Source organism: Corynebacterium sp. S5S1 (assembly GCF_001913985.1).
In the GTDB taxonomy this organism is placed as follows: domain Bacteria; phylum Actinomycetota; class Actinomycetes; order Mycobacteriales; family Mycobacteriaceae; genus Corynebacterium; species Corynebacterium marquesiae.
Genome location: NZ_MKXT01000009.1, coordinates 56,949 through 72,379, shown reverse-complemented (window position 1 = coordinate 72,379; position 15,431 = coordinate 56,949). Strand labels below are relative to the sequence as shown.

Sequence of the window (15,431 nt, the reverse complement as noted above, 5' to 3'; positions counted from 1 at the left end):
GGCGGATTCTAGGGGTCGTTGCAACGATGATGGTTAGTTTGGTTTGATGCTACCGGTTTGTGTGAGGGCGTTGGTCATGACTTCGGCTGGGGTGCGCCAGTTGAGTGCTTTGCGTGGTTTGTGGTTGTGAATGTTGGCGATCATTTCTAGGTCCTCGGCGCTGTAGATGGACAGGTCGCTGTTTTTAGGAAGGTTTCTTCTGAGCCTGCCGTTGGTGTTTTCGTTGCTGCCGCGTTCCCATGGTGATCCTGGATGGCAGAAGTAGATGGGAATGTCAGTGGCCATGGTAAAAGCTTTATGACCAGCCATTTCGCTTCCTTGGTCCCAGGTAATTGATGACCAGATAGCTTTATCGATTCCTGCAACTGCCTTGTGCAGGGCTGTGAATACTTCTTTGCTGGTATGCCTTCCCGGTAGGTGGCCAAGGACAACAAATCGGCTAACGCGTTCTACTAGCGTGATTACCGCTGATTGGTTGTTTTTACCGAGGATGAGGTCGCCTTCCCAGTGGCCTGGCAAAATACGTTCACTTACCTCATCTGGCCGGTCGTCTATGAGGATCATGTCGTCGACGAAGCGTTGCTGGGCAGGTGTGCTGGAGCGGGTTTGACGTTTCTTGCGTTTCTTTCTACCTGTCGGCAAGTCCAAGCCAAGGTCTTTGAGTCTTCCTTTGGCCTGCAGGTAAAAGGCGTCATAAATCGTTTCGTGACTAATGCGCATGTCCTTATCAGTGGGGTAGTCGATGGGCAGGCGATTAGAAATCTCCTCAGGTGACCATTGTGCCCGCAATTGTGCGCATACATAGTCCCATAGTCTTTTGTTGGCTAGTAGTTTCGGTATTTTCGGCCGCAATCTCCGCGCACAGGCCTTTAACTGGGCTGTTTCTGCACGATACGGGCCTTGAGCACTGTGGTTTCTGCGTACTTCACGCTGAATTGACGATGCACTTCGCCCTAAACGGCGCCCAATCTCACGCAGTGGCACATCTTCGCGGAGAAGATCGGCGATGATGACGCGTTCTTCGAAGCAAATGTAGCGATTGCTGATGCGTTTATACGGATCTACCCCGCTAGGTAAGGCGGGAGGGGCAAGCCTTCCGGATTCGATGACATCATGGCGTTGGCGCAGCGCTTTCATAAGTCTGTTATACGTGCTGGCGTCTTCGCCGACGGGTATGAACTCTTCTCGTCGACCCTGGGATTTGGTGAGTCCTTTTTCGAAATCTAAACGCAGTCGACGATCAATTCCTACTGCCGCGCCAGCATCACCACCAGGCAGGCTCGCCAGCCGAAGGCGCAGATATTCCACTCTTAACTGCGTCTGGCGGACTTTCCGAGCATACTGACTCAACCGGATATGGCACCCAGCTTCCGTAGCTACGGCATAAGCCGCAGAAAGATGCATCCCACATCTTTTAGCAGCTTGGCGTACCGACAGTCCGCTTCGGACTAGCTCTACAAGCTGGAAAGCCTGGCTACCGCGGCGATCAACTCGTTTGGCTTTAAACACGACTGGCAATCCAAAGGCATGACAAAAATTCAAAGCATGCCCGTAATGACAACCAAGCTCACCAGCCGCCGAACGGACACTACGCCCACGACGATCCGATTCAGACAACGAATGAAACGGGCCAACAACCCCAGACACAACAACACCCTCCTAAGGGAAAGTGTTGCAACGACCCTCTGAACTCAAGCGCGGCCGCGCTTGCCGACGCCGCTCCCCTCCTCCCTAATCGATGCGCGGCGGCTCGTAGCCATCCGCCTTCAGCCACGCGACGTGCGGCGGCGTATTCATCCCCCACTCGGTGCGCGCCCAGAGGAAAGCCTGGGAGACCTCGGCCTCGGAATAGCCCCCATCGCGCAAGTATTGCCGGAAGCCATTCGGGCCTGGGTCCTTGATCCAGAGCCAGACGTAGTCGTCGAGGGAGTCGTCGGCAAGCAGGCCCTCCAGCCCGGCCGGCACAAACTCGCGTTCGGTACGCACCCGGTCCACTAGGTCCTGGTCAAGGAAGTCGTAGAGGTAATCCAGCGCGTCCTCAAGCTGCGCATAATCGAAGGGATCCATGCCGCCCAGCCTAATGGCGCTTGGTGCCCAAGACCATGCGGTCAATTTCCTCGAGCACCTCGTCCACGATGGCCGGGTTATAGGCTCGATAACCGCGCATGCGCAGCAGCTCCTCCTGCGCCGCCGTCAGGGCGGTCCGGCGAGCCTCCAACGCCACGTGGCGGGCCTGCCAGGCGCGCTGCTTGCGGGAGTCTTCGGACACATCCTCGCCATCACCAATTCGGTCTTCCAGCCACTGGATAACGTTGGCGGAAATTTCCGGATCAACCTTTTCGGCGTCGGGCGCTATATGCCCATCAGGCCGGAAGTGGGACAGCGCCTCGATGCTGGCCGCACGCGCGCGGGCCACCACGGCGGCGCGCATCTTATCGCTGGCAATCTGGGAAGCCTCCGTGAGATCGAGGCGCTCCATGAGCCACGGCAAGAGCAGGCCTGGCACCACCATCGTGACCAGCAGAACGGTCAGCGCGATGACTGCGAGCTCGTGGTGGAAACTAAATACACCGGCCGGGATAGACAGCACCAGTGCCAGGGTCACCAGGCCGCGCATGCCGGACCACGTCATCAGCAGCACCTCCTGCAGGCGCAGCGGCGCCACGCGCAGGCGGCCGCGGGAGACGTTGATGCGGTAATAGATGTACATCCACACCAAGCGGACGACAAAGGCCACGAGGGACAAGATGACGCCCACCACCACGGAATGCCACAAATCCGAGCCGACTTCCGCGATGGCCGTATTGACGGTCAGGCCGATGAGCCCGAAGGCCACGCCGGTAAAGAGCAGTTCGACCGTCTCCCAGAAGGACTGGCCGGACAGGCGGTCCTCGGCCTGGATATCGGCCCGGGAATTAAGTTCCACAGCCGCAATGACCACGGCGATAACGCCGGAGGCGCCGAGCTCTTCCGAAATGAGGTAGACAGCAAACGGCGTCACCCAGGTCAGCGCGTTGCGCGCGGTGACGTCGTGGACGTGGGTGATAAACAGCGCCACCAGCCGGCCGACGCCCCATCCCAGGCCGCCCGCGACGAATGCGGAGTAGAAAAAGTTCAGCACGCCGCCGCCAAAGGAGAGATCATCGCCTTGGGTTACGGCCGTCAAGGCAAGATTGAAAGCGACGATAGAGGCCGCATCGTTAAATAGGCCTTCAGTCTGCAAGGTAGTGATAATGCGCCGCGGGATGCCGGCGGGCTCGGCCACGGCGTCAACGGCGACGGGGTCCGGCGGGGCGATGGCCGCACCAATGAGGATGGCGGCGGCGAGACTGATGCCGGGCAGGAAGGCATAGGCCGTGAAACCAACGGCCAGCGTGGTGGCGACCACCAGCAGCACGGACAGGCTCAAGATGGTCACCCATTGCTCGCGGATAACACCCCACGAGGTGCGCCGGGCCAGCGCCCACAGCAGCGGCGGCAGGAAAATAGGCAGGATGAGCTCGGTGGGCGGCTCGAACTGGGGCAGGCCGGGGACGAAGACGGCGCAGGCGGTGATGATCGTCAGCAACGCCGGCCATGGCAGCCCAATCTTGTCACCGATGGCGACGACGAATACGGTCAGCAGCATGAGCCCAATGAGAACCAGAAGAACTTCCATGGGCTCAGATTCTACCCGCGCCAGGTATAGGGCTCAGGGCTTAACCGGTCGGGCTCGAATTGCGCGAGCAGCTCCGCGGCACTGTGAGCTTCGTACCCCAGCGAGGCCGCCAACTGCTTAACGACGTCCCCCTCATCCCCCATCTCCCGCATGGTCACCGCCCCATCGCGCTTAGCCAGGCGCTCGCCGGATTCATTGAGTACGAGCGGGACGTGGATGTACTCCGGCGGTTCGATGCCAAGCAGCGAGGCAAGATAAGCCTGGCGCGGCGCGGAGGAGAGCAGGTCATCGCCGCGGACCACTTGGTCGATGCCTTGGTAGGCATCGTCGACGACAACGGCCAAGTTATAGGCCCAGCCGGTGTCCTGGCCGCCGCGGCGCAGGATGAAATCATCAACCTCGCCCGTATAGGTGCCGTGAAGGGCGTCGTGGATGGTGAATGTGGAGACGTCGGCAAGCAGGCGAAGGGCAGGCTTGCGATTCTGGGCCGCAAGCTCGGCGCGCTTGGCCGCGCGCTGGTCCTCGGTGAGGTGGCGGCAGGTGCCCGGGTACTGTCCGGGGATGGCGTGCGGGGCGCGGGAGGCCTCACGGATATCCTTGCGAGAGCAATAGCATTCGTAGGTGGGCAGCTGGGCCAAGGCTTGCTCATAGGCAGCGTCGCGATCGTGCTGGTAGATAACCTCGCCGTCCCAGTCCAGCCCGAGCGCGCGCAGGTCCGTTAACTGACGCTCGGCCGATTCCTGGGAGGAGCGCTGCTTATCGATGTCCTCCACGCGCACCACAAAGCGCCTCCCCGTCGACCGGGCGAAAAGCCACGCCAGAAGCGCCGTGCGGAGGTTGCCAAAGTGCAGATCGCCCGAGGGGCTTGGCGCGTAACGGCCGGCGCCGGTGGTCGCGGAATTCATGCCCATAGTCTACGGGCTGGCACAATGGCAGGCATGGAAAAATCGAACGGCGCTGAGGTGCGCTTCATTCCCGTCCGCTCCACCCTCTACCCCTGGCTGGTCACCGTGTTTGTGGTGACCTTCCTGATTTCTAATATCAATGCCACTAAGGGTGTCCAGCTCGGCCCGCTGGTTACCGACGGTGCCTTCTTCCTCTTCCCGCTGGCCTATATCGTCGGCGATGTGCTCTCCGAGTGCTATGGCTTCAAATCCACGCGGCGTGCAGTCTATATTGGTTTCGCGATGGCCATCCTGGCGGCCGTGTGCTTCTATATCGCCATCTGGCTGCCGGCGGCCGATTTCTACGAGGGCCAGGAGGCCTTCGCCGCCACGCTTGGTCTGATGCCGCAGATTCTGGCCGCCTCGCTGGCCGGCTACCTGGTAGGTCAGCTGCTCAACGCCTGGACGCTGACCGCGATGAAGAAGCGCTCGGGCGAAAAGGGCCTCTTTGCGCGCCTTATCGCCTCCACCGTGGTGGGCGAGTTCGGCGATACTCTGCTGTTTTGCGCCATCGCCGCACCGGTCATCGGCGTGGATACCGTGGGCGGGTTTATCAACTACGTCATCGTGGGCTTCGTGTGGAAGACCCTGATGGAGGCCGTCATGCTGCCGGTGACGGCCGCGGTCATTAAGTGGGTGAAGAAGCGCGAGGACTACTTGCCGGCGTAGTAGCGGCCGAGGAATTCATCGCGGTAGGCCTCGTAGTAGCCGCCGTCGATGGCGGCGCGGATATTGTCCACCAAGCGAATCATGAACTCCACATTGTGGATAGTGCACAGCGTGCCGGCGAGGAATTCCTTCGCCTTGAGCAAGTGGTGCAGGTAGGCGCGGGAGTAATTCTCGGATACGTAGCCGCCGAATTCCTCGTCCACGCCGGCAAAATCCCGCTTGAAGCGCGCATTGGTGAGGTTCATGCGGCCGTCAAGGGTATAGACGCCACCGCGGCGCGCCAAGCGGGTGGGCGCCACACAGTCGAAGGTATCGGCGCCGGCCTCGACGGCGGTAAAGATATCGTCCGGCTCGGAGATGCCTAGCAGGTGGCGCGGCTTGTCCTCAGGTAGCTCATCGCACACCCAGCCGACGATGGTGCCCAAGTTTTCCTTTTCCAGCGCGCCGCCGATGCCGAAGCCGCCGAAGCCGCGCTTGCCGTCCTCGCGGGCGGCGCGGTCGAGGTCGAGTAGGCCGCGGGTGGCCTGGCGGCGCAGGTCCTCGTACTGCGCGCCTTGAACAACGCCCCACAGCGACTGCTTCGGGCGGTGGGCGCGCTCGCGGGTGAGGCGATCGTGCTCATCCAGGCAGCGCTTGGCCCAGCGGTGCGTGCGCGCGACCGATTCTTCCTGGTAAGTGCGCGTATCAACGAGCGTGGTCAGCTCGTCGAAGGCGAACATGATGTCTGCGCCCAACCCGTGTTGGATCTGCATGGACTTCTCGGGGGTAAAGCGGTGCTTGGAGCCGTCGATGACGGATTTAAAATCCACGCCGTCCTCGTCCACCTGCGCCATGCGTTCCTTTTTGGCGGCGCGGATGTCCTTATCACTGAGATCCGCAATATCCATCGCAAGGACCTTTTTGAAGCCCACGCCCAGCGACATAACCTGGAATCCACCGGAGTCGGTGTAGGTCGGGCCATGCCAATTTTCAAACTCGGCCACGCCGCCGGCCTCGTCCACGATGTCGTGGCCCGGCTGCAGGTAGAGGTGGTACGCATTCGACAAGATGGCCTGCGCACCGGTGGCGCGAATTTGTTCCGGGGTAAGTGTCTTGACCGTGGCTTTGGTCGCCACCGGGATAAAGGCCGGGGTCTGAATATCACCGTGCGGGGTGTGGATGACACCGCTGCGGCCGTGCTTGCCGGGGCCTTCGGGCAGGCGCTTGCCGACGTCGAAACTCAAGTCCATCTTTACTCTTCTTCCTTGTCTGCAGGGCTAGGGGTTGGGGCCGGGGTGGCGTGTTTAGCTTCCCATTCTTCTTCCAAGGCGGTGCCTTCAATATCCAGGGTGGGCAGAATCTTCGCCAACCACTTCGGCATCCACCACGTCGCGCGGCCCATGAGGAACATGGTGGCGGGGACGAGGGTCATGCGGATAAAGAAGGCGTCGAAAAGCACGCCGGCGGCCAAGGCAAAGCCAAAGATCTGAATGAAAGGCAGCGGCTGGTTAATAAAGGCCACGAAGACCGAAATCATAATAATGGCCGCGGCCGTGACCACGCGGGCGCCCTGGGTAAAGCCGGTGATAGTGGCCTCGTCCACGGCGCTATATCGCCCGCCGGTGCCCTCCGGATGCCGCGAGATATGCTCGCGCATGCGGGTGACCAAAAAGACCTGGTAGTCCATCGCGAGGCCAAAGGTCACGCCGATGAGGAAGATGGGCATGAAGGAAATCAGCGGGCCCGGCGCGGGAACCAGGTTCCACAGGCCTTCCTGCCAGACCAGGACGGTCAGGCCGAAGGCGCCGCCGACGGACAGCAGGAAGCCCAGGCCCGCAACCAGCGGCACCAGGATGGAGCGGAAGACCAACAGCAGTAGCACGATGGCCAGGCCTACGACGATGGCCAGGTACGGCGCCATGGCTTCCTCGAGGCGCTCGGTGATATCGAGCTGCACGGCGGTCAGGCCGGTCAAGCCGATATCGGTACCGGTGGCGTCTTCAATCTCGCTGGTGGCCGAGCGCAGCGCGTGCGCGACGTTGACCGTCGCGGCGTCCGTCGGCGCGGTTTCTGGGGTGACCATGATCTGCGCGGCGCGCTGGTCCTTACTCAGGCCGACAATCTGCGCGTGCTTCACGCCGCCCAGCCCCTTAAGCTGGTCCGCGGTGTATAGGAAGGACGCGAGCGCGGCCTTGTCCTCCGGCGAGGAATTGTCCGCAGCGTCTGCGGAGGTGTCTACTACCTCGGCGGCCGGGGCAATCTCCGGCTCGGCCTCGGCCGCGGGCTGGTCCGGCTGCGGCTGCTCAGGGGCTGCGTCCTCCGGCGCAACATCCTCTGGTGCAACGTCCTCTGGTGCAGCGCCCTCGGGCGCGGCCTCCGCATCTGGTGCGGGGGCGGGCGCGGGGGCTGGTTCGGGCTGGGATTGGGCGTCGACAAGCGGGGCGAGGGCGCCGGCCTCCGCGTTGACCGTGTGGGCATCGACCACGGCGAGGAAGGGGCCGTTGACGCCGGGGCCGAAGCCCTCAGACATGATATCGGCGGCCTTGCGCTGGGTGGTATCGGGATTGGAGGTGGTATCGGCCGGAAGGGCGAGCTCCATGTCGAGCACCGGCGCGGTCATCGCGCCCAGGGAGAGGACAACCAGCGCCATGGCCAGGCCGGGGACCTTCTGGACCAGGCGCACCCAGCGGTTGCCCATGGTGGGACCACGGCGGCGCTTGCCCTTGCGGGTCGGGTTGCCGGCCACGCCGGGGATGCGGCCATTGAAGGCCTTATCGCCCAGCACGCCCAGCATCGCGGGGATGAGCGTAAGCGACACCAATACGGCGATGGCGACGGTGCCGGCGGCGGCCAAGCCCATGGCCGTCAAGAAGCCGATGCGTGCAATGAGAAGCGCAAAAAGCGCAGTAAAGACGGTCGCGCCGGCAAAGACCACGGAGGATCCGGCGGTTCCCACCGCCATGCCTGCGGCATCGGGCCCGTCCATGCGGCGGCGCTCGGCACGGTAGCGCGAAAGGATAAACAGCGCGTAGTCAATGCCCACGGCAAGGCCAATCATGATGGCCAAGACCGGGGTCATATTATTGAGCTCAATCCAGTGGGTGGCAATGAACATGCCCAGCGCGCCTAGTCCCACGCCGATGACCGCGGACACCAAAGGCATACCCGAGGCCACCAGGGAGCCGAAGGTAAAGATGAGCACGATAAAGGCAACGCCGAGGCCGATGATCTCAGAGGTGGAATTGACCGCGATTTCATCGCCGAAGCCGGCACCATTGCCTTCTACGGTGAGGCCGCGGTCGCGGGCAATATTCATTGCCTCGGTAACGGTGTCTTTATCGGCCTGCTCCACGCTATAGGGCGACTCGGCGTCGAAATTAAAGGTGGTATAGGCAATGGTCTCGTCATCATTGACCATGGCGAGGTTGTCCGCGTCCGCGCGGGCGGATGCTTCCGGCAATCCCATGTCCGTGAACTGGTGTATCACCTGGTCCTGCAATCGAGGCGAGACCTCAAGCGGGTTGCCAAAGCGCGTGGTATCGCCCATCTCTAGGTTGTCCTCGAGGTAGGAGATGGTGGCGTCGATGGCCTCGCGGTTTGCGGGATCAGAAAGCTTCTGGCCGTCTGGGGCCTTGAAGACCACGTTGACCGAGGGCGAGTTGGCAGGATTGCCGCCCTCTGGGAAGAGGTCCATGGTCTTGTAGGTGGCGTCGATGGACGGGGTTCCCTTGATGGAGAACTCGCTCGTCATCGGTTTCATCAGCAAGGCGGCGGCACCGCCGACGGCGGCGAGCAGCAGCAGCCATGCCACGATGACCTTCCACTTATGGAGGAAAGACCAGCGCCCAAGACGATAAAGCAATTTAGCCACGGGTAGATGTACCTTCGCATTCGCGTGGGGGACGGGTTGAACTTTGCCCTAGTGTAGTGGCCATACCCCACAATCCCCTATCGCGAAGCCACCTGCGTCCCAGTTTTCACAGCTGGCGGCCAGCCAGCCGGATTCCCCGTGCCTACCGAAAAATTAGGCAAAAGAAAATCCCGACCTGCGTAAACAGGCCGGGATCCCGGTGCGGTGGCGGCGGGATTTGAACCCGCGGTTGGGGGTTACCCAACAATCGCTTTCGAGGCGATCACCTTCGGCCGCTCGGACACGCCACCGCGTTCCAGACTACGGGAGTGGGCCCGAGCGACAAAATCGCTGCGCCGGCGGGGTGCCAGCGCAGCGAGATGCGGAAACGAGGGACGAGGATTAGTCGTCCTTCAGGCCGCCGATAACCTCGTTGGCCTTGTCCTTGATGCCTTCGGCAGCGTCAGACAGCTTGTCCTTAGCCTCGGAGGTGACCTGGTCGGCCTTGCCCTCGTTAGCTACGTCCTTGTTGTCGGTAGCTTCGCCGTAGGCTTCCTTTGCCTTGCCTACAAGGCCATCCTTCTTGTTTTCCAAATCGCCCATGTTCACTCCTTTGGGTAGATGGTTGTTCTATGACCACCACTATACGCACGTTTAGCGCAGGCCGTCGAAGAATTTCCGGAGCAACCCAGCGCACTCGCCTTCGAGGACGCCGCCGCGGACCTGCGGGGTAAAGGGGGCAGTGGGGGCACGCAGGACATCGATAAGCGAGCCGCACGCGCCGGTCTTGGGCTCGAAGGCGCCAAAGACCACGGAAGAAACACGGGCAGCTTGCAAGGCGCCGGCGCACATGGCGCAGGGTTCTAGGGTGACGACGAGTTCGCAGCCGGAAAGCCGCCAGCCATCGCCGTGCACGCGGACGGCCTGGCGAATGGCCTCGACCTCGGCGTGGGCGGTCGGGTCCGCAAGCTCTTCACGGCGGTTGACGCCGGTGGCAAGTTCGGTTCCGGTGGCGTCGTAAAGCACCGCACCCACGGGGACGTCGCCGGCCGGCGCACGCTTGGCGACGTCGAGGGCGCGGCGCATCCGAGCCTCAGCGCGCAGCAAGGGCTCAGGCGTTATCAATGACGTCTTCCAACTCATCGCCAAAGCCGAGCTCGCCGGCGATGCGCAGCAACATATCGGAAGGCCAGTCCTCATCATTGTCAATGATGTAGCCCACCTGGTCCTCGGATAGACCAAGGTCAGCGAAGATATCGAAATCGCCCTCGCCATAAGGATCGGCCTCTTCGGGGTCCACATCCGGGATTTCATGATCGTTGATATCCATGAAATCGGCGGCGAAGTCATCGTCGACGCCATAGGTGGCGTCCGAGATGAGCATCTTTACCCCGCCCGGCACTGGGCGCACGGCAATAAAATAGGCATCCTCCACGCACAGCAGCGCGAACGCAGCGCCCTCGGAACGCAGGCTGCGCACCGCATTGATGGAGGTCTGCGGATCCTCAAAGTCATCGTTGAAGCTGCGCACCAGCCATTGGCCCGCGTTGCGGGCGACGGTTACTGCGAAGGAGTAATTTTCGTTGCTCATACCTCGTGAGATTAGTCGTGTTGTGCCACAATTGTCATCGTGAGTTCTCAAGATGTTCAACGCCCTATCTGCATTATTGGCCTCGGCCTCATCGGCGGCTCTTTGCTGCGCGATCTCGCCGGATACAATCACCACGTTTTTGGCTACAACCACTCCACGTCCGGCGCCCGCACTGCAGTAAAGCAGGGTTTTGACGTCACCGATGATCTTCCGGCGATTTTGACCCGCGCGGAGACGGAAAACGCGCTCATTGTCATAGCCGTGCCTATGGGCGCGGTGGGCGAGGTGCTCGACGCCATTCAGGAGCACGCGCCGAGCTGCGGTATTACGGACGTCGTCTCCGTGAAGACAGCCGTACGCCAGCAGGTATTGGAGCGCGGAATGGAGTCGCGCTACGTGGGCGGCCACCCGATGGCGGGCACGTCCAAGTCCGGTTGGGATAACTCGCAGAAGGACCTGTTCCGCCGCGCGGCGTGGGGCATTACCTATGACTACGCCGCCGAGTGCGAGGCGCGCGGGGAAAAGATTCCGAAGCAGTGGATTGAGACCTTCACCGAGGTCGTGCGCATGACCCAGATGGTGCACGCAGAGGCGGTTCCTATCCGCGTGGCTAATCACGATGCCGCGGTGGCGCGCATTTCCCACCTGCCGCACGTCTTTGCGGAGATCCTCGCCGTGGTGGGCGATAGCGGCGGAATCCTGGCACAGTCCCTGTCTGCCGGTTCTTTCAAGGACGCTACCCGCGTGGCCGGCACGCACCCGGAGCTGGTGCAGCAGATGTGCGAGACCAATGCGCCGGCGTTGGTGGAGGCTTTGGACGAGGCCTTGGACTTGCTGCGCGATGCCCGCGAGAAGCTCGACTCCCCCGAACCTTCCATCGCTGAGCTTTCCGACGCCGGCTATCGCGCCCGCACCCGCATCGATGCCCGTTCCGGCGCGCGCAAAGAATCGGTCTCCCCAGTCAAGATTTCTTCCCGCCCGGTGCTGCGCCTGCACCCAGGCGGCCCGAAGTGGGTGGCACAGCTGCGCCAATCCGAGTCCCTAGGCGGGCGCATCGAGATTTTCTAGCGCTTTCGGCCCCGCAGGCCGGGAATGCGGGATGCTACCGCGGCGGCAATAAGACCTAGCACTGCTATGCCGGCATAAAGCCAAGCGCGGTCGGCGCTGGTCTGCGGGGTTTTCGGCGGTTCGGGAGTGGTTTCCGCGGTGAGAATCGCTTCCTTATCGCGCCCGCTCACTACTGCCTCGATCCACTCCTTGGTGCCGGCCAGCGTGGTAATAGCCGCACTAGGTGAAGGCAGGTCGGGGTCCCCGTTCGCGGTGCCCGCGGTGGCAAGTCCGGCGAGCTTACCGTCTACAAAGAAGGGGCCGCCGGAGTCACCACCCTGCATGCCGGCTCGGCCGGTGGAGTGTACGTCGAGAATGGCGCTTTCAATTAGTGGCATCGGGCCATCTGGCGCCCCACCCGGCATCGCCTCGCTGGCTGGCACGCTTTCCGTACCCTCCGGCATTTTAAGTCCCGGCATGGCCTCAGCCGCGGGAACGCTTTCTCCACCATCGGCATCCTCACCAGCGTCCGTGGCGACGCCCGCGCCAGCATCCGCGCCAGCAGGTGCGGCGGGGCTACCGCCGAGGAGCTCAGCCACTTCCATTTCCGCTTGGGGCAGCTGACCGCGGCGCGCCATAGAAGAACTACTGCTCCAGCCGTAGAGGGTGCCGCGTTTGCCTGGTTCAGGAACTTGGGTGGAAATCTCTGCGGGTTTTGTATCGGTGACAGGGACGGTGAGGTGGAGAAGGGCGGCGTCGGAAAGCGGGGACAGCGCCCACGAATCAGCGTCGTAGGTGGTTCCGTTGATGCGGGCTTGGGTGCCCTTATTATTCACGGACTCGAGGCAGTGGCGTGCGGTGAGCACCCATTGCGCGGCGACGAGGGTGCCGGTGCAATCACCGAAGCTGCCCACACGGCCGATTTTGAGCTGTGCAACGGTACGGGATTCCTCTGAATCCGCGGCTGGATCCCCATGTTCAAGGGCGCTAGCTGGGGCGGCGGTCAATGCCACAATGCTGGCGGCGAGCAAGGCAGGGAAGATTTTGTGCTGCATGATTAGTCCTTCTTTCCGGCAGGAACGGCGATGGCGATAACTTTGGCGACGGCCCATTCGGCCGGCCCCTTCCCTATCAGGCGGCGCCACAGGGTTGCGATAACGAGGAAGAGGGCGATGAAGGCACAGGCCCAGGCGGTATTGTGCAGGGCGATGTGGCCTTGCCAGTAATAGGCGGTGAGCACGTGCAGGATGTAGATGCTCAGTGACATCGCGCCCAGCGCCGCAAAGGGATAGGCCAGCTTGGGCGCAGTTCGGCCGACAAGCAAGCATAGGTGTAGGACGACTGCGGCGACGGCAATGGACAGCACAATCTCGCCCACTACGCCGGTGTGCCCGGTAAAACGCAGCCAGCCAGGAACGTCCGTAGTAAAGCGGAAGTAAAATCCGATAGCGGCAACGATGCCGGCTATAGCAGTGGAAGCCCACTGCGCGACTGCGCCTTGCTTGCGAATATAGATTTCATAGAGCAGCATGCCGGCGAGGAAATAAGCGACATAGGCCAGCAGTGGGTATACCTGCGGTAGGGTCAGCGGAGCGTATTTCACGGTCGCGGCTACGGTGGCCGCAGCGAATAGGATTAGCTTCCAGGCCCAGTGCAATGGGGGAACCCAGCACAGCAACATCATGGTGATGCCGATTACTACTAGGACGACCTGAATCTCTCCCCCTAGGGGCAGTAGCGCGAGGCCGATGAGTGTAATTATGCAGCCGCGGGCGAGGATGCGCAGAAGCGTCGTCACCGTGAAACTTCGGGCAATGATCATCAATGTGACGCCAGCCAAAATGGCAAAAAGCGCAGCGGGCAGGCCGTTGAGAATGACTTTGGTATGCCACACGAGGGAGGCCATGTGCAGGACTACCATGCCAATAATGGCAAGTGAGCGGGCTATATCAAGCCCAACGATGCGCGAAGATGCGGACACCGAGCGTTCTCCTTCAAGACAGAGGGGAGCGCGTTGCCGCAGTCCCCTTATTAATAAAGACTTTCTTTTTCTACTAAGAGAGTCTGGAAGGTTACTGTGGAAGCTTTATAAGTGTCCTGCATTTTATAAAGGGGTTTCTTAAGACCTATTACTGCAGCGAGAATCCGCCTAATCACGGAAGTTATCATCGCGATTTTTGCGCGACCGAGAGGGATCAGCGGCGAGCTTGAGAAGCGAGGCGCCCATTAAACCAAGCACAACTCCGCCTAGAAGAAGCCACAGGCTCCCAGAACCGAGCCATAGCGCAAGACCCAAGACAATGCCGGCAATGAGACCCGGCAGCAATGAGGAAGGCTTCATAGACGGGCACCTGCGAAATAGATTAGATACAAGAAAAACCGCCCGAAGGCGGCTCAGTTTGTGCGCCCGGAGGGATTCGAACCCCCAACCTTCTGATCCGTAGTCAGATGCTCTATCCGTTGAGCTACGGGCGCAGACCGTTGGTAAGCAGTGCGTGCGCTCTGCTGTGCAACGAGAAATAACTATACCCACGGTCTAGAAAACTACCAAATCCCCAGTTCACTTAGTGTTTACCCACGAGAAGCGGGAAGGCTTTAGGAAGGAATGAGGTCGGCAACTTCGGCGTCGGAAAGCAGGGCGTCCTGAAATGCCTGCAGGGTGGTCTCGTGGTCGAAGTCAATGCCGATGAGAACAATTTCAGCACCAGGGGTAACGCCATTGGCCGCCCAGAGCGAAGCGGGCACGATCTGGAGGTTCGGGCCAGCTTGCTGCCAGGCGTGCGCAACGCGCAGATCGGTATCGATCCAGCAGTACCCCTTGGAACGTACAAGGCCGGTGCTAGCCCGCAGGGCGGCAAGTAGACGCTCGCGATTAAAGGGGCGGTCGGCGCGAAAAACGACGGAGGAAATGCCATATTCCTCGGTCTCGGGGATATGCGGGTTGACCAGTTCTTCGGCGTAGCCGTGATAGGTGGCAGCGGTAGCGGTGTCATACAAGTGGGCATCGAGGACAAGCCGTGGGTCGATAACACCGTTGGTAACAATCACGACGCGGGCGCGGCGGTTCATGGCGCGAACGGTAGCGATGACACGTTCGGTTTCGGCAGCATCAACCAGATCGGTCTTAGTAACAAGGATAAGGTCAGCAAACTCGACTTGGTCCACTAGGAGGTCGGCCACGGTGCGATCATCGCTGGGTGTGGCCTCAATATTCTCAGACGCGAGGCTCTTGCCGCGACGCAGGCAATCAAGAAAAGCGGAAGCATCCACGAGAGAGACCATGGTGTCAATAGGGGCGACGTCGGCAAGCGTGGTGCCGTCCGCAAACTCCCATTCAAAGGTGGCGGCCACGGGCATAGGCTCGGAAATGCCAGTGGACTCGATGACGATCCGATCGAAGCGGCCGGAGCGGGCCAGCTTACCTACGGATTCGATGAGATCTTCGCGCAGGGTGCAGCAGATACAGCCATTGGATAGCTCGACAAAGCGGTCCTCGCCGCGCTCGAGGTGACCTTCGCCGGCAACGAGGGCAGCATCAATATTAACCTCGGAGAAGTCGTTGACGATGACGGCAAGCTTGCGCCCTTCGCGGTTGGCAAGCAGGTGGTTCAAGAGCGTGGTTTTTCCGCTGCCCAAAAATCCGGACAGCACGGTAACGGGTGTAGCCATTCCCTAATGATAATGTTTTTCATT

15 protein-coding genes and 2 tRNA genes are annotated in these 15,431 nt (G+C 61.3%); 2 read left to right on the top strand and 15 right to left on the bottom strand.

All coding sequences use genetic code 11. The annotated features are described in order from the left end of the window. Window positions 1–33 precede the first annotated feature (33 nt). From BKN05_RS05340 to gluQRS, 4 genes are all read right to left on the bottom strand, one after another. Complete coding sequence (locus tag BKN05_RS05340; RefSeq protein ID WP_286688137.1) at window positions 34–1,647, bottom strand: IS30 family transposase; 1,614 nt, start codon at window positions 1,645–1,647, stop codon at window positions 34–36. A gap of 84 nt (window positions 1,648–1,731) precedes the next feature. Further along, window positions 1,732–2,067 carry a hypothetical protein gene (locus tag BKN05_RS05335; protein ID WP_286688136.1) on the bottom strand — a complete coding sequence of 112 codons (336 nt, stop codon included), beginning with the start codon at window positions 2,065–2,067 and terminating at the stop codon, window positions 1,732–1,734. 10 nt (window positions 2,068–2,077) lie between these two features. Further along, the gene (locus BKN05_RS05330; RefSeq protein ID WP_286688135.1) at window positions 2,078–3,658 is read right to left on the bottom strand and encodes a cation:proton antiporter; all 1,581 of its coding nucleotides are present in this window, start codon (window positions 3,656–3,658) and stop codon (window positions 2,078–2,080) included. A gap of 11 nt (window positions 3,659–3,669) precedes the next feature. Next, window positions 3,670–4,563 carry a tRNA glutamyl-Q(34) synthetase GluQRS gene (gluQRS, locus tag BKN05_RS05325; RefSeq protein WP_286688134.1) on the bottom strand — a complete coding sequence of 298 codons (894 nt, stop codon included), beginning with the start codon at window positions 4,561–4,563 and terminating at the stop codon, window positions 3,670–3,672. Between the two features lie 33 nt (window positions 4,564–4,596). On the opposite strand from gluQRS, the gene BKN05_RS05320 reads away from it, so the two are divergent. Beyond that, window positions 4,597–5,271 (top strand): queuosine precursor transporter, encoded by a 675-nt coding sequence (locus BKN05_RS05320; protein ID WP_179387271.1) that lies wholly within the window; start codon window positions 4,597–4,599, stop codon window positions 5,269–5,271. Here BKN05_RS05320 and tgt read toward each other — a convergent pair. From tgt to BKN05_RS05290, 6 genes are all read right to left on the bottom strand, one after another. Continuing rightward, the gene (tgt, locus tag BKN05_RS05315; protein WP_049378024.1) at window positions 5,256–6,500 is read right to left on the bottom strand and encodes a tRNA guanosine(34) transglycosylase Tgt; all 1,245 of its coding nucleotides are present in this window, start codon (window positions 6,498–6,500) and stop codon (window positions 5,256–5,258) included. The two genes, BKN05_RS05320 and tgt, sit on opposite strands and share 16 nt — an antisense overlap. A 2-nt stretch (window positions 6,501–6,502) precedes the next feature. Beyond that, entirely contained in the window at window positions 6,503–9,121 is a 2,619-nt protein-coding gene (locus BKN05_RS05310) for an MMPL family transporter (RefSeq protein WP_286688133.1), read from the bottom strand. A gap of 202 nt (window positions 9,122–9,323) precedes the next feature. Continuing rightward, window positions 9,324–9,411: transfer RNA gene (locus tag BKN05_RS05305), tRNA-Ser, on the bottom strand. A 91-nt stretch (window positions 9,412–9,502) separates the two neighbouring features. Further along, window positions 9,503–9,703: a CsbD family protein gene (locus BKN05_RS05300; RefSeq protein WP_005323174.1), complete on the bottom strand. Its 201-nt coding sequence runs from the start codon at window positions 9,701–9,703 to the stop codon at window positions 9,503–9,505. Window positions 9,704–9,754: 51 nt separating this feature from the next. Beyond that, window positions 9,755–10,186, bottom strand: a complete 432-nt coding sequence (locus BKN05_RS05295; protein WP_049377327.1) for a nucleoside deaminase — start codon at window positions 10,184–10,186, stop codon at window positions 9,755–9,757. 25 nt (window positions 10,187–10,211) lie between these two features. Continuing rightward, the gene (locus tag BKN05_RS05290) at window positions 10,212–10,691 is read right to left on the bottom strand and encodes a tRNA adenosine deaminase-associated protein (RefSeq protein ID WP_005323176.1); all 480 of its coding nucleotides are present in this window, start codon (window positions 10,689–10,691) and stop codon (window positions 10,212–10,214) included. A gap of 39 nt (window positions 10,692–10,730) precedes the next feature. Here BKN05_RS05290 and BKN05_RS05285 point away from each other — a divergent pair, with 39 nt between their 5' ends. Further along, the gene (locus tag BKN05_RS05285; RefSeq protein WP_049377328.1) at window positions 10,731–11,759 is read left to right on the top strand and encodes a prephenate dehydrogenase; all 1,029 of its coding nucleotides are present in this window, start codon (window positions 10,731–10,733) and stop codon (window positions 11,757–11,759) included. On the opposite strand, the gene BKN05_RS05280 is transcribed toward BKN05_RS05285, so the two are convergent. The 5 genes from BKN05_RS05280 to BKN05_RS05260 form a co-directional block, all read right to left on the bottom strand. Then, the gene (locus BKN05_RS05280; protein ID WP_049377329.1) at window positions 11,756–12,793 is read right to left on the bottom strand and encodes a trypsin-like serine protease; all 1,038 of its coding nucleotides are present in this window, start codon (window positions 12,791–12,793) and stop codon (window positions 11,756–11,758) included. The genes BKN05_RS05285 and BKN05_RS05280 overlap by 4 nt on opposite strands. 2 nt (window positions 12,794–12,795) lie before the next feature. Beyond that, window positions 12,796–13,719, bottom strand: coding sequence for a DUF418 domain-containing protein (locus BKN05_RS05275; protein ID WP_198492373.1), 924 nt, complete (start codon window positions 13,717–13,719; stop codon window positions 12,796–12,798). Between the two features lie 168 nt (window positions 13,720–13,887). Continuing rightward, window positions 13,888–14,079, bottom strand: coding sequence for a hypothetical protein (locus BKN05_RS05270; protein ID WP_049383565.1), 192 nt, complete (start codon window positions 14,077–14,079; stop codon window positions 13,888–13,890). A gap of 61 nt (window positions 14,080–14,140) precedes the next feature. Next, window positions 14,141–14,213, bottom strand: a tRNA-Arg gene (locus BKN05_RS05265). Window positions 14,214–14,333: 120 nt separating this feature from the next. Then, the gene (locus tag BKN05_RS05260; protein ID WP_049377343.1) at window positions 14,334–15,407 is read right to left on the bottom strand and encodes a GTP-binding protein; all 1,074 of its coding nucleotides are present in this window, start codon (window positions 15,405–15,407) and stop codon (window positions 14,334–14,336) included. Window positions 15,408–15,431: the final 24 nt, after the last annotated feature.

Bases quoted from the DNA above. Each gene is read 5' to 3' on its own strand.
- BKN05_RS05335 (WP_286688136.1), bottom strand. From the start codon at position 2,067: ATGGATCCCTTCGATTATGCGCAGCTTGAGGACGCGCTGGATTACCTC.
- BKN05_RS05330 (WP_286688135.1), bottom strand. From the start codon at position 3,658: ATGGAAGTTCTTCTGGTTCTCATTGGGCTCATGCTGCTGACCGTATTC.
- gluQRS (WP_286688134.1), bottom strand. From the start codon at position 4,563: ATGAATTCCGCGACCACCGGCGCCGGCCGTTACGCGCCAAGCCCCTCG.
- BKN05_RS05320 (WP_179387271.1), top strand. From the start codon at position 4,597: ATGGAAAAATCGAACGGCGCTGAGGTGCGCTTCATTCCCGTCCGCTCC.
- tgt (WP_049378024.1), bottom strand. From the start codon at position 6,500: ATGGACTTGAGTTTCGACGTCGGCAAGCGCCTGCCCGAAGGCCCCGGC.
- BKN05_RS05300 (WP_005323174.1), bottom strand. From the start codon at position 9,703: ATGGGCGATTTGGAAAACAAGAAGGATGGCCTTGTAGGCAAGGCAAAG.
- BKN05_RS05295 (WP_049377327.1), bottom strand. From the start codon at position 10,186: ATGCGCCGCGCCCTCGACGTCGCCAAGCGTGCGCCGGCCGGCGACGTC.
- BKN05_RS05290 (WP_005323176.1), bottom strand. From the start codon at position 10,691: ATGAGCAACGAAAATTACTCCTTCGCAGTAACCGTCGCCCGCAACGCG.
- BKN05_RS05280 (WP_049377329.1), bottom strand. From the start codon at position 12,793: ATGCAGCACAAAATCTTCCCTGCCTTGCTCGCCGCCAGCATTGTGGCA.
- BKN05_RS05270 (WP_049383565.1), bottom strand. From the start codon at position 14,079: ATGAAGCCTTCCTCATTGCTGCCGGGTCTCATTGCCGGCATTGTCTTG.
- BKN05_RS05260 (WP_049377343.1), bottom strand. From the start codon at position 15,407: ATGGCTACACCCGTTACCGTGCTGTCCGGATTTTTGGGCAGCGGAAAA.